This is a genomic window from Nocardia higoensis, assembly GCF_015477835.1.
Taxonomy (GTDB): Bacteria; Actinomycetota; Actinomycetes; order Mycobacteriales; family Mycobacteriaceae; genus Nocardia; species Nocardia higoensis_A.
This window is the reverse complement of the sequence record NZ_JADLQN010000001.1, coordinates 957,270-969,586: the sequence shown is the minus strand read 5'-3', so window position 1 is coordinate 969,586 and position 12,317 is coordinate 957,270. Positions and strand designations below refer to the sequence as shown.

Annotated in this window: 12 protein-coding genes; 7 read left to right on the top strand and 5 right to left on the bottom strand. The window is 67.1% G+C overall.

Translation table 11 applies throughout. From position 1 onward, the window contains the following. Nucleotides 1-64: 64 nt before the first annotated feature. Nucleotides 65-688, bottom strand: coding sequence for a TetR/AcrR family transcriptional regulator (locus IU449_RS04425; RefSeq protein ID WP_195000656.1), 624 nt, complete (start codon nt 686-688; stop codon nt 65-67). Nucleotides 689-771: 83 nt separating this feature from the next. Then, nucleotides 772-2,817, bottom strand: a complete 2,046-nt coding sequence (locus IU449_RS04420) for a CocE/NonD family hydrolase (protein WP_228803697.1) — start codon at nt 2,815-2,817, stop codon at nt 772-774. Between the two features lie 154 nt (nt 2,818-2,971). On the opposite strand from IU449_RS04420, the gene IU449_RS04415 reads away from it, so the two are divergent. The 3 genes from IU449_RS04415 (at nt 2,972) to IU449_RS04405 (ending at nt 6,743) form a co-directional block, all read left to right on the top strand. After that, complete coding sequence (locus IU449_RS04415) at nt 2,972-4,069, top strand: MBL fold metallo-hydrolase (RefSeq protein ID WP_324188088.1); 1,098 nt, start codon at nt 2,972-2,974, stop codon at nt 4,067-4,069. Nucleotides 4,070-4,197: 128 nt separating this feature from the next. Continuing rightward, nucleotides 4,198-5,124, top strand: coding sequence for an ABC transporter ATP-binding protein (locus tag IU449_RS04410; RefSeq protein WP_195000654.1), 927 nt, complete (start codon nt 4,198-4,200; stop codon nt 5,122-5,124). After that, on the top strand, nt 5,121-6,743 hold the full coding sequence (locus IU449_RS04405) for a polyketide antibiotic transporter (protein WP_195000653.1): 1,623 nt from the start codon (nt 5,121-5,123) through the stop codon (nt 6,741-6,743). Before IU449_RS04410 ends, IU449_RS04405 begins: the two co-directional genes overlap by 4 nt. Before the next feature lie 49 nt (nt 6,744-6,792). Here IU449_RS04405 and IU449_RS04400 read toward each other — a convergent pair whose 3' ends face one another. Next, complete coding sequence (locus IU449_RS04400) at nt 6,793-7,197, bottom strand: MarR family transcriptional regulator (protein ID WP_228804125.1); 405 nt, start codon at nt 7,195-7,197, stop codon at nt 6,793-6,795. A 143-nt stretch (nt 7,198-7,340) separates the two neighbouring features. Here IU449_RS04400 and IU449_RS04395 point away from each other — a divergent pair, with 143 nt between their 5' ends. Further along, nucleotides 7,341-8,240 carry an ABC transporter ATP-binding protein gene (locus IU449_RS04395; protein WP_195000652.1) on the top strand — a complete coding sequence of 300 codons (900 nt, stop codon included), beginning with the start codon at nt 7,341-7,343 and terminating at the stop codon, nt 8,238-8,240. Then, nucleotides 8,230-9,021 (top strand): ABC transporter permease subunit, encoded by a 792-nt coding sequence (locus tag IU449_RS04390; protein WP_195000651.1) that lies wholly within the window; start codon nt 8,230-8,232, stop codon nt 9,019-9,021. The genes IU449_RS04395 and IU449_RS04390 overlap by 11 nt, the downstream gene beginning before the upstream one ends. A 63-nt stretch (nt 9,022-9,084) precedes the next feature. Here IU449_RS04390 and IU449_RS04385 read toward each other — a convergent pair whose 3' ends face one another. Together IU449_RS04385 and IU449_RS04380 are read right to left on the bottom strand one after the other, a co-directional pair. Continuing rightward, nucleotides 9,085-9,759, bottom strand: a complete 675-nt coding sequence (locus tag IU449_RS04385) for a potassium channel family protein (protein WP_228803695.1) — start codon at nt 9,757-9,759, stop codon at nt 9,085-9,087. Beyond that, nucleotides 9,749-11,071, bottom strand: a complete 1,323-nt coding sequence (locus tag IU449_RS04380) for a TrkH family potassium uptake protein (protein ID WP_267468292.1) — start codon at nt 11,069-11,071, stop codon at nt 9,749-9,751. Before IU449_RS04380 ends, IU449_RS04385 begins: the two co-directional genes overlap by 11 nt. 352 nt (nt 11,072-11,423) lie before the next feature. On the opposite strand from IU449_RS04380, the gene IU449_RS28835 reads away from it, so the two are divergent. After that, entirely contained in the window at nt 11,424-11,804 is a 381-nt protein-coding gene (locus tag IU449_RS28835; protein ID WP_195000649.1) for a YidH family protein, read from the top strand. A gap of 10 nt (nt 11,805-11,814) precedes the next feature. Next, nucleotides 11,815-12,225 carry a DUF202 domain-containing protein gene (locus tag IU449_RS04370; RefSeq protein WP_195000648.1) on the top strand — a complete coding sequence of 137 codons (411 nt, stop codon included), beginning with the start codon at nt 11,815-11,817 and terminating at the stop codon, nt 12,223-12,225. Nucleotides 12,226-12,317 lie beyond the last annotated feature (92 nt).

Below are 12,317 nucleotides of genomic sequence, written 5' to 3'. Positions count from 1 at the left end.
GAATCGGCGATGTCGGCCCCCGCGAGGACCGCGCCGACCACGAGGTCATCGGCTGCGGTGTCGGTCAGGAACGGATCTCTCTGGTGTGGTGCTCGACGAGCAGGACGAACAAGTCGGCCCGGCGGGCTCGCGCGGCGTCGGTATCGGAGTCGATGAGGCATTGCACGGTCGTGCCGTCGTGAACGGCGACCAATGCGGGACCGAACCGCGCGGCGTCGATGACTTCGCGCCCCAATTGAGCGACAAGCTGCTCGAGCAGGGGCATCAGCGTGGCGAGGATGGCCTCTTCGCGGGCGGCGACCACCCGCTTGAGCGCCGGGTTACGCAGGGAATGGGCGGTGAATTCGGCCGTGAGGCGATACCACTTGTCGTCGACGGGAATCGTCTGGAGCACCTGTTCGACGATGTCGCGGATCGAAACGACCCGCGAGTGCATTCGACCGGCCAGCAGTGCTTCGACGTCGGCGAGCATCTGCGCCGAGCGCTGTTCCCACACTGCCAGGAACAGTTCGTCCAACGCCGCGAAGTTGGAGTAGAAGGCCCCCTTGGTGAACCCGGCTCGTTCGCACACCTGATCCACCGTGCTGCTGCCGAAGCCGCGCTCGGCGAAGACCTCGAGCGCGGCTTCGATCAGTCGCCGACGGGTCTCTCGGCGGCGGCGACTGATCGGTGGGGTCATCTCGGCCATGGGAATACTCTAAGTATTCGGTACTTTCGAATATCACATGGTTCCCCGCTCCCCGGCGGGCTACCGGCCGCTGCGGGCCCGTGTCACCAGCGTGGATTTCCGCCGACCGGAATGTTGACGTAGCTCGGCGCCTGCGGGTCGAGCTGGAGGTGTTGAGGCGCGAGCTCGCTGTCGACCAGGGTCGGCCCGGACGGAACAGCACGGGGGAAGTTGCTCGCGAACACGTCGATGCGCAACCGATGCCCCGGCTTCAGAATCGCATCGGTGGCACGCATGCTGATGTCGAGCACGGTCGGCTGACCGGGCACGACCGGGAGGCGGTCTTCGATCGCGAGCGTCGGGTACGGGTCGGTGTAATCACCGTTGGCGGATCGGGTCGACTTGCCTTCGTCGATCATGCGTATCGAGGAGACGAGCTGACCTGAGGTGATCGCCGTCGACGTGCCGTCAGGGGCGACATCGTTCACCGTGGCGGTCCAGAATCCGTCGGTCGTGTCGTGAACCGTGTTCAGATGCAGCGCGATCGGACCCGAGATCGTCGTCGGCGCATCGACCGGCGGGCTGGTGAAAGTCAGCGCGCTGGTTTCGGCCACCCTGCTGTCTTTGGCACAGATATCGAACACCGAGGTGATGCCGGCAGTGATCTGCGCCGAGTCCCGCGAGCACACCGTGGCAAGCCCCGGGGTGACGGTGAGTCGTCTGCTCTCCGTGGGCGGCTCGGCGGTCAAGCTGCCGTCGTGGGCGACGGGGAAGCTGGTCGTACCGCTCGGCGCTGCGGAAAGGTAGAGGCGCCGATGGACGGCATCAGGTCGAGGGAAGGTGTCGACACTGGTCCAGCCTCCGCCTTGCTGGAACAAGGTGATGGGGTCGTATCGGTCGATACCGTTGTCGATGCCCTTGAGCCACCTGTCGAACCACGCGCGTTGCAGGACATCGAGCCGGGGTGGTGTACCGGGCTCGCCGTGACGCCCGAGCGGAGTGATGTGGTAGCCGTTGCCCATCATCAACTTCTTCTTGTCCGAGGACAGCGGAATCTGCTCGAACGCCTTGATCTCGGAGTAGGCGAACAGATCGAACCAGCTGCCCACCATGAAGGTCGGCACCTCGACGTTGTCGACGCCGCTGCCCAGCCAGGCTTTGTGTCTGTCGCTGCTCGACTGCCAGACGTTCTGCGTGGACGCAGGCATCAATTCCCATGTGGCACTGAAGAAGTAGCCGAGCAGGGCATCCGCCATGGTGAAGGGGCTGCTCACGCGATCCTCGAGCCATTTCCAGTCGAACGATCCCGTCAGCATCGATATGATGTCGGGCAACGCCTTCGTCGTATTGACGAAGGTGATCCAGGGGACGAGGAAGCCCACGCCGAACCCGCCACCGGTGTTGATGATGTCATGGGACAGATCATTGCCCGCGTCGACCGGGAAGATCGCCTTCAGCGCCTTCGCGCCTTTCTGGGCGGCGTGCAGCTGGTTGATCGCACAGTACGACGCGCCGGTCATGCCGACATCGCCGGTCGACCACGGCTGACTTCCCGCCCAGTCGACGATCTCGGCGGCATCGAGTTGCTCACGTTCGCCGAGCACATCCCACACCCCCTGTGAGAACCCTGTACCCCGCGCGTCCACCACCGCGACCGAGTAGCCGCTCTGGATCAGCTTGCGGTCGACGCCGGCGAAGATCCGCCCGACACCTGCGGGGATGTTCTGGGCCATATCCGACAGCCCGCCCATCCCGACCGCCGAGAAGTCGGCCAGCTTCAGCAACCGGTTGAGAGCGTCGTAGAGGGCCGGTGTCGCGATCGCGGAGTCGATCAGCATCTGAAACAGCTTGGTGTAAGGCGTGATGTTGACGATCGTGGGCGTCTTCTCGGCGATCGGCCCGCGCGCATCCGCAGGGCGGTAGACGTTCGCCTTCAACACCGTGCCGTCACTCATGGTGAGCGGTACATCCCACTCGATGTGCACATCGGGGTACTTCGGTGGTGCTTCGTAGTCGGACAGCCAGCGGGCGCCGTCGGCGCCGCCGTCCGGGGCCGCGCTGGCAGGCATCCCTGCCAGCGCGACGATCATCGTCGCAGCCAGCAAGACGGTCGATGCCGCCGACGACCGACGCCGAAGGGTCCTCTTCATTCATCTCCCCGATCGGGTATCGCACATTCGTCAGCGAATGCGACCTCGGCCACCATACACAACGGATACTATTTCGTATCCGAATGGGGTCGGGGTCGACGACGAACCGCCCCAAGGGACCGCGCCCGCCCTCGATAGCTGTCAGGATGTCTACGTGTCAGATCTCTCGCACCGTCCGGGCCCCCTCACCCGGCGCACACTTCTCGGCGCCGCGATCGGCGCCGGTCTCGTCGCGACAGCGGGTAGGTCCGTCGCGGATCCGGACGAGCGCATGATCGCCGCGCGCACACGATTCTTCGGCGCGGCCAACGTCGACCCGCAGACCGGCGCGGTGCGCGGCGATCGGGCGATCTTGTCCTGGTTCGGATGCACGAGTTTCGCCGCGGCGCTGGGCGGGACCGTCGTCCTGCTCGATGCCTGGGTTCCCCGGGGCGCCCACAGTGGATACGTCCCGACCACCGTGGCGCAGGTAGGCGAGCTTCGCCCCGAAGCGATCTTCATCGGGCACGGGCACTTCGACCACGCCGCTGACGCGGGTGCTCTGGCGCAAGCCTCCGGCGCCGTGCTGTTCGGCACGGCCGAGCACTGTACCCAGGTGCAGCGCCAGGTCGAGGCGTCGACCTTGCGCACGGTGGCCTTCGGTGACGCGCAGTCGGCGCTCGGCGAGACCTATCACCATTCGGTCGGATCGATCGAGGTAACGGCCGTCCGGCATGTGCATTCGGGACCGAAACCCCCAGACCGCAGCGCCGCCGGCTCGGCGCCGTTCTTTCCTGTGCCCGACATTCGTGACTCGATCGCGAACCCGCCGCAACTGTGTGATCTCATCGCACTCGGGTCCGCGCTGTCCGACCAGGAAGGCGGCAGCCTGCTCTACCAGTTCCGGGTAGGTGGATTCACCCTCACGTGGAACGACTCCGCCGGACCACTCACCGAAGCCGCACCACAGGTGTATGACGTCCTGCGGGCGCTGCCCGCCAGCGACGTGCACCTCGGAGCCATCCAGGGTTTCAACCAGCCACTCAACGGTCTGCGCGACGTCCGCCAATACATCGAGGCGATCAGGCCCGCGGTGTTCGTGCCCAGCCATCACGACAACTGGCTGCCGGGCTTCACCGCGCGGGGTGACACCTATCGGGCCACATTGCACGGTGAATTGGAACGCATCCCCGCCGAGCAGCGCCCGGCATTACGTTTCCTCTCCGATCCCGGTGACTACATCCGACCGGATGCCCTCACCTTCACTCTCTGAGCGACACACACGGCTTTCGGAGGGGTGAAACCCGGTGGCCCTGGAGCCCGGCCGGAGTAGTCTTCTCTCCAGGTGCGCCGGGAAGTCTGGTCGGCAATGCGTATTCGTCGACTTGGAAGGGCTTTCCGATGTCAGTCACTGCGGCGTTGTCCGCGCGCGCCATCGATTCCGGCGCGCCGGTCTCGCTCGAGGGTTTGAGCAAGCGGTTCGGTCGTACCGTCGCTGTCGACGACCTCACGTTGAGCGTTGGTCACGGCGAAGTGTTCGGCTTTCTCGGCCCGAACGGTGCGGGCAAATCGACCACCATCCGGTTGCTCATGGGGTTGATCCGGCCCACGTCGGGTGTGGCGAGGGTGTTCGGGGAGAAAGCAACGGATGTCCGTGCCGCGCATCGGCACTTGGCCTACGTGCCCGCCGATGTGGCGCTGTGGCCGTCGTTGACCGGTACGGAGATCCTCGAGTTGCTGGCCCGCGTGGGCCCCGGTGTCGACACGGCCTACCGTGCCGAGCTGGTGGAGCGGTTCGCGTTGGATCCGGACAAGCCGGGCCTCACCTATTCGACCGGCAATCGGCAGAAGGTCGCGTTGATCGCCGCCTTCGCCACCCGAGCTCCGCTGCTGGTATTGGATGAGCCGACCAGTGGTCTGGATCCGTTGATGGAACAGCAGTTCCGTCGTTGTGTCACCGAGGCGCGGGAACGCGGGCAGACGGTGTTCCTGAGCTCGCATCAGCTCGGCGAGGTGGAGGCGCTGTGTGATCGGGTCGCGATCCTGCGCGGTGGCAGACTCGTCGAGATCGCGGCGATGGCCGATCTTCGTCGACTGCATCGCACGGTTGTGGAGGTTTACTACGAGGGTCCGGCGCCGACATTGGACGGTGTGGACGGCGTGATGGCCGTGGAGTCGGCCGATGAGGGCCGGTTGCGGTTCACGCTGTCCGGGCTACCCGCGCCCGCGCTGCGCGCCCTCGCCGCAGCGCAGGTGACAGCGTTGTCGCTGCGCGAGCCCACCCTGGAGGAGATCTTCCTCGACTACTACGGCGAGGCCGCCCGATGACCGCCGCCCTCGCCACCGGTACGGTCGCCGCTGCTGAGCCCAGGCGGGCACTGGCCGGGCTCGCCCTCCGTCAGATTCGCCGCGGAACCGCGGTGGTCACTGTCGCGGCCACCGGTATCTCGACCCTGGTCGCCGCGCAGTATCAGGCGACCTTCGCGGAGACCCTCGATTCCGGGGCGCTGCGCGCTCTCGCGGAGAATCCGGCGGTGCGCATACTGTTCGGCGCTCCGCTCGCTCTCGACGATCCCGGTGGGTTCACCGTGTGGCGCACCGGCACCCCGGTGCTGGTGCTCTGTGGCGTGTGGGCGCTGCTGACCGCTACTCGGCTCACTCGCGGGCAGGAGGACGCCGGGTACTGGGATCTGCTACTCGGCGGGCGAACACGGATGCTGGATCTGGTCTCGCACGCCGCGGTGATGATGACCTGGGCCGCCGTGTTCGTCGCGACGGGGGTCGGTGCCGGACTGGTCGTGGCAGGTACCGATCCGACCGGGGCGCTGCTGCACGCGCTGTGCGTGTTCGCCTCGACCACGGCTTTCGCGAGTCTGGGATTGCTCGCCTCGCAGGCATTCCCGTCTCGGGCGGCGGCCACCGGATTCGCAGGAGCTGTTCTGGGGTTGTCGTTGCTGCTTCGGATGCTTGCCGATGGTGTGGCGGCACTGGCCTGGACGGCCTGGCTCACCCCCTTCGGGCTTTCCGCTCGCACCGCTCCCTACGCGGACAACCGGATCGAGCCTGTCCTCGTACTCGTCGGCTCGGCCGCCGCTGCGACCGTCGCCGCACTGCTGCTCGCTCGGCGCCGGGACCTCGGGGGCGCCCTGATCACGCTGCCCGGAACACGCCCGCCCCGTACCCGGTTGCTCGGCTCGCTGCACGGCTTCGCGGTGCGGCGCGCACTCGCACCGACCATGGGCTGGGCGGCGGGGATCGGCGCCTACTTCCTGCTCCTGGGCGCGCTGATCGCCTCGATCCTGGAGTTCTTCGACAAGAATCCGCGTTTCGCCGAACTCGCGGCGACGGCCGGGTTCGGCGGTCTCGAAACCGTGTCCGGCTTCGCGGCCGCGATGTTCGCCCTGCTGGCGATCCCCGCCGGGCTCTATGCGACCGTCCGCATCTCGGCCGTGGCTGCCGACGAGAGAGCGCGACGCTGGAACCTCCTGCACTCCTTGCCACTGTCGCGATACCGGTGGGTCAGCACGGAGACAGCCGTGACGACAGCGGGTATCGCGGTCCTGTTGGGCGTCGCGGCGGTCGCGATGTGGCTCGGAGCGGTGATTACCGGCGCGCAGTTGGGGTTCGGGCAGGCGCTGGCGGGTGCGTTCAACGTCGCCCCCGTCGCCCTACTCGGCCTCGGCGCCGCGGTGGCGGCGCTGGGCTGGTACCCGACCGCTGTCGCCGCCATCGGCGCCGTGCCCGTGGCGGGCGGGTTCTTGCTCGATGTCATCGTGCAGAGCATCCATGCGCCGGCCTGGTCGTCGAAGATCTCCCCGTTCGCCCATCTCGCCGCGGTACCCGACACCGCGCCGGACTGGGTCGCGAGTGGTGTGCTCACCGCCGTCGCCGCCGCGCTGATCGCGATCGGCTTGATCGGGTGTGCGCGTCGGGATCTCGACGGGTGACCGCCGTACCGAGGGAGCCGGTGCCTGTCCGGCCTCGGCTCCCTCGGGGTCAGGGATGTTCGGCGGCGTATCGCTCGCGCCATCGATCGATCAGCGGCACCAGCTCGTCGACCATGAAGGCGTAGAAGTCCTGCATCTCGTGCAGGCGGCGAGCGGTGACGGTGTCCGGGTCAGCGGCGTCGATGCCTTCCCGCGCCGCGTCGCGCATGGTGGCCAGCATCGTGTTCTGCTGCGACATCAGGGCGGCCCACGCTCCGGCCCGGAAACGGTAGTGATCGCGGCGGCTGCCCGGAGCGGGCACGCGTTCGATCAAGCCCACCGGCATGAGGTGTTTGATAGCCGTCGACACGGCTCCGGAACTGATCGACAACTCCGCGCACAGGTCGGCCGCGGTCATGGTGTCCTGCTCGGTATAGAGAAGCGCGGTCAGCACCCGCGCGGTCGAACGCTGCATCCCGCCGCCCGCCGACAAGGTCAGGGCCAGCTTCTCCGCGGATTCACGCAATCGCTCGTTGGTTCCCACACCGCGAAGACTATCAGCACCTCCGAACTTTCAGAGTATTTTCAAATCTCTGAAAGTTCGATAGATTCGATCCCATGGTGAACGCAATCGAGCTGCACGGGCTCACGAAGACCTACGGCTCGGCCCGTGGGCTGGTCGACCTGTCCCTGTCCGTCCAACGCGGGGAGGTATTCGGCTATCTCGGCCCCAACGGGGCCGGGAAATCCACGACCATCCGGCTGTTGCTGGACCTCATCCGCCCGACCAGCGGCACGGCGCGGGTCCTCGGCCTCGACCCCCGTGCCGACGCCGTCCGGTTGCACGCCCGGATCGGCTACCTCGCGGGTGACTTCGTCGCGCCCGCCCGCCAGCGGGTGGGATCGGCGCTACGGTTTCTCGCCGCCTTGCGTGGTGGCGCGGGCGCCGATCGCATCGATGCCCTGTGCGACCGGCTGGAGCTGGATCAGGACAAGCAGATCTCGGCCCTGTCGAAGGGGAACCGGCAGAAGGTCGGGCTGGTGCAGGCGTTCATGCACGAACCCGAGCTGCTGATCCTCGACGAGCCCACCTCGGGTCTGGATCCGCTGGCCCAGCAGATCTTCCTCGATATGGTGGCCGAGGCCGCGGCCGCCGGACAGACGGTGTTCATGTCCAGTCACATCATGAGCGAGGTCGAAGCGGTCGCCGATCGAGTGGGCATCATCCGTGAAGGCCGTCTGGTAGCGCTCGACACCGTCGCGGGCTTGCGCGCCGACGCTCGGCGGGAGGTCGAGGTCGGTTTCGACCGAGCCGTCGACGCGGCGGAATTCACCGGTCTGGCGGGCGTCGGCGAGGTGCGAATCGAGGGCACGACCCTGCGCTGCCAGGTGACCGGCAGCCCGGACGCCTTGCTGCGCGCGCTGACCGCGCATCACGTCGTCGATCTGCTCGTCACCGAACCCGCCTTGGACGATCTGTTCCACAGCTACTACACCGGAGAAGCCGATGCTGCCTGACATCTACACCCGGACGCTGATCGACAACCGCCGCCTGCTGATGGCGTGGGCGGTCGGCACCACGGCGGTCGGTTCGATGTACGCCGCGTTCTATCCGCAGGTGTCCGGCGGCGGCATGGCCGAAGCCGTGCGGAACTATCCCGAAGCGATGCGCGAAGCCCTCCGGATGAACGACGTGAACTCGGCGGCGGGGTATCTGGGTTCGACGGTGTTCGGGCTCCTGCTGCCATTGCTCGTCATGGCATTCGGAGTCACCTTCGGCGCCCGAGCCGTCGCAGGCGATGAGGAAACCGGCTACCTGGACCTGCTGCTCGCGCACCCGGTGGGCCGCGTCCGGCTCGCGGTGCAGCGATTCGCCGGTCTGGTCACCGGCGCGGTGGCCATCTCCGCACTGGTCCTGCTCGGCATGCTGGCACTGCGCTCGACGGCAGAGCTCGAATCGATCGGCATCGCGCAATTCGCCGCTCAGTGCGCGCACCTGGCGCTACTGGGCATCACCTTCGGCGCGCTGGGCATCGGTCTGGGTGCCGCGCTCGGCAAACGCGGCCAGGCCCTGGCGATCGCGGTCGGCATCGGAGTGCTCACCTATGTCGTGGGCAATCTCGCCGGTGTCATCGGCATCGACTGGCTGGAATATCTCTCGCCGTTCCACTACTACATCGGCGGGGAACCGCTGCGTCACGGGATGCAGTGGGCCGATGCCGGGATCCTCGTCGCGGTGTCGGCCGTCCTCGCGACCGCGGGGTTCGTGCGCTTCAGCCGGCGTGATCTGCGCTCCTGAGGCCGAGCCCAGGGGCCGCGGCAGCCTTCGGCAACCTCGGCCCCGCTCGTTCGTCGCGATGACTCAGGTGAGGTCGGCGAAACGCTCCACTTCCGCGACGCGGCCGGACACGATGAGCACATCCCCCGCTTCGACAACGGTATCCGGGGTCGCGTAGGTGAACTGCGCGTCGCGATGTTTGATCGCCACCACTGTGATGTCGAAGTGCTGACGCAATCCACTGGCGGTGAGCGTTCTTCCGATACTCGCTCGGGGCGCGACGGTCTTCGCCATGGCGTAGTCGGCGTCGAATTCGATGTAGTCGATCATCCGCCCGGTGACCAGGTGCGCGACGCGTTCGCCCATATCGTGTTCGGGCAGCACGACATGATGGGCGCCGACGCGTTCGAGGATCTGACCGTGACGGCGGCTGGTCGCCTTCGCCCAGATCTTCGGAATCCGGAAGTCGGCCAGCAGCGAGGTGGTCAGGATGCTGGCCTCCATATTGCTGCCGATACCGACGACCGCGTGGGGATAGTCCGGCACCCCCAACTGTTCGAGAGCTTCCATGTCGGTGGTGTCGGCGACCGCGACATGGGTCAGCTCGTCGGAGTACTGCTGCACCAACGTCGGATTCGAATCGAGGGCGAGCACCTCCGACCCGTGGGTGACCAGTTCACGAGCCAACGCGCCGCCGAAGCGGCCGAGGCCGATCACGACGACGCGGGTGCCTCGTCTGCGTACGGTCCTACCCGACAATGGGGCGCTCCTCGGGAAGTTCGTAGCGGCGACCGCGGTCGCGCAACGCCAACGCGGTCGCCAGGGTGATCGGACCCAATCGGCCCATGAACATCAGCACGATCAACACGATAAGCCCCGGATCGGGGATGTCGGCGGTGATGCCCGTCGACAACCCCACCGTGCCGAAGGCGGACACCACCTCGAACAGCACCGCGTCCAGTTTCATGCCGGTGATCGCCAGCAGCACGAGCGTTCCGACCACCACCGCCCCACCGCCGAGCAACACCACCGTGATCGCCTGACGCTGTACCGGTGCGGCCAACCGTCGTCCCATCACGTGGACGGTCGGCTCCCCACGGATCTCGGCGATGATCACGAATGCGAGCAGGGCGAACGTGGTCACCTTGATCCCGCCGGCGGTGCCAGCGCTTCCGCCGCCGATGAACATCAACACATCGTTGACCAGCAGCGTCGCCGAATGCATGGACCCGACATCCAGCGAATTGAAGCCCGCGGTACGGGGGCTGATCCCGTGGAAACCGCCGACCAGGACCTTGTGCGCGGTGCTCAGCGGCCCCAGCGTGTTCGGGTTGGTCCACTCGAAAGCCGTCACCGCGAACACCCCGACAAAACCCAGCAGGGCATAGGCGAGCAAGGTGATCCTGGTGTGCAACGACCACTGCCGCCACCGGAACTCACGCGCCTGTTGTCGTCGCAGTGAGCGGGTGACCTCGAAGATCACCGGGAATCCGAGCCCACCGACCACGAACGCCAGCGAGATCGGCACGATGATCCACGGGTCGGTGGCGAAGCCGACCAAGTTGTCCTGATACAGGGCGAATCCGGCGTTGTTGAACGCTGAGATCGCATGGAAGACGCCCAGGTAGACCCCCCGTGCGCCGGGCTCGCCGTAGCCCGCCACGAATCGCGCGGTGAGCGCCGCGGCGACGATCGCCTCCACCAGCAAACTCATGCGGATCACGCCGACCACGACCCTGCGGCTCTCGCCCAATCGCACGGTCTTGGTCTCGGTCTGGGCGATGAGCTGCATGCGCAGCCCCATCCGCCGCGCCACGAGCAGACCGAACAGCGACGCCAGCGTCATGATCCCGAGCCCGCCGACCTGGATCAATCCCAGGATCACCAGTTCGCCGAACAACGACCAATGGCTTTCGGTGTCCACGACGATCAAGCCGGTCACGCACACCGCCGATACCGCGGTGAACAACGCGGTGATCGGGTCGGTCGCCGTCCTGCTTTCCGTGGCGATCGGCAGAACCAGCAGGATGGTGCCGACCAGGGTGGCCGCCCCGAACCCGAAGACCACCAGTCGGGCCGGGTGCCGCGATTGGGTCAGCCAACTGCCGATCCGGCGCCATCTGCGCACAGGACCTGGTGTATCACGTCTCGTGTTCAGGACCATTCCTCTTACGTCGCCGAATACCGTACCCATGTTCATGGAGCGGTCTGGTCGTAAGCTACTGCGGATACCGACGATCGCAAGCAACGTGCGGCGAGGACGCGTCAACTTCTTGTCGTACCCGCGCCCGCTGGTCGAGTGACGATGTCGCCGTGGGCGCCACCATGTGGCTGTCCGCCGGAGCCACCCGGTCGGCGAGTGGCACGGTGGAGCCGAAGTCTGTAGCCCGGGCGCGCGGCTCGGGACGAAGGAGGGTGTCGAGGTGGCGGATACCGACGACGAGGCGGCCCCACGCCGTTTTCCCGCGCGGGTCTACGGCACGGGCACCGAGCCGGACGCCCGCTTCAGTCTGGCCAACGAACGGACCTATCTGGCGTGGATACGCACGTCGCTGGCGCTCATGGCCGCGGGTGTGGCATTGCAGGTCTTCGGAGTCGGCGACCGTTCCTTCCCCAGCGTGGCGGCCTCGGCCCTGCTGACAGGATCGGCGGTCGTGTTGCCGATCCTGGCATGGACGGGATGGGCGCGCACCGAACGCAGCCTGCGCCGGTCGGCGCCGCTGCCCGCTCCGCACATCGCGGTGCCGCTGTCGTTGATCCTGGCGGTAGCGGCGGGCCTGGTCTGCTGGTCGATGCTGACATGACACCGCACCCATGACCGCGCGCGAGGACGATGCGACGCCGCCGTCGATGCCGCTGTCCGACGGCGGTTTACAGGTGGAGCGCACCGCGCTGGCGTGGTATCGCACCGCGTGCTCGCTGCTGATCTTCGAGCTGGTGGGGGTGCGCATCACCGCCGAGTCGCGCGAGACCGCTCTGACAGTCCTGCTCATGGCGCTCACCGTGCCCACGCTGCTGCTGATCGTGAGCGGTGTCCCCCGGTCGCCGAGCCCCGGTCATCGCCTGGCGGTGGGCGAGAACGGGGTGACCCACGTGCGGTCCCCCGACGGCAAGCGGCCGCTGCTGCTGTCGGTACTCGTCGCGGCTCTCGGGGTCACGTGCTTTCTGGCGATTCTGCTCAGCGGGCCGGGGAACCCGCTCGACGTGACCAGGATGGTCGACTGATCGGTCCGCGGCCGCGGACCGAGGGCGGCCCGAGCGGACGCGGCCTGGCGGTCGCGATGTCTGCGTATCTCGCGATGGATATCGCGATGAGG

What these genes read in the sequence shown, in the direction of transcription:
- IU449_RS04410 (WP_195000654.1), top strand. Translation starts at nt 4,198, where the DNA reads ATGTCAGTCACTGCGGCGTTGTCCGCGCGCGCCATCGATTCCGGCGCG.
- IU449_RS04405 (WP_195000653.1), top strand. Translation starts at nt 5,121, where the DNA reads ATGACCGCCGCCCTCGCCACCGGTACGGTCGCCGCTGCTGAGCCCAGG.
- IU449_RS04390 (WP_195000651.1), top strand. Translation starts at nt 8,230, where the DNA reads ATGCTGCCTGACATCTACACCCGGACGCTGATCGACAACCGCCGCCTG.
- IU449_RS04370 (WP_195000648.1), top strand. Translation starts at nt 11,815, where the DNA reads ATGACCGCGCGCGAGGACGATGCGACGCCGCCGTCGATGCCGCTGTCC.
- IU449_RS04420 (WP_228803697.1), bottom strand. Translation starts at nt 2,817, where the DNA reads ATGAAGAGGACCCTTCGGCGTCGGTCGTCGGCGGCATCGACCGTCTTG.
- IU449_RS04395 (WP_195000652.1), top strand. Translation starts at nt 7,341, where the DNA reads ATGGTGAACGCAATCGAGCTGCACGGGCTCACGAAGACCTACGGCTCG.
- IU449_RS04425 (WP_195000656.1), bottom strand. Translation starts at nt 688, where the DNA reads ATGGCCGAGATGACCCCACCGATCAGTCGCCGCCGCCGAGAGACCCGT.
- IU449_RS04400 (WP_228804125.1), bottom strand. Translation starts at nt 7,197, where the DNA reads ATGCAGCGTTCGACCGCGCGGGTGCTGACCGCGCTTCTCTATACCGAG.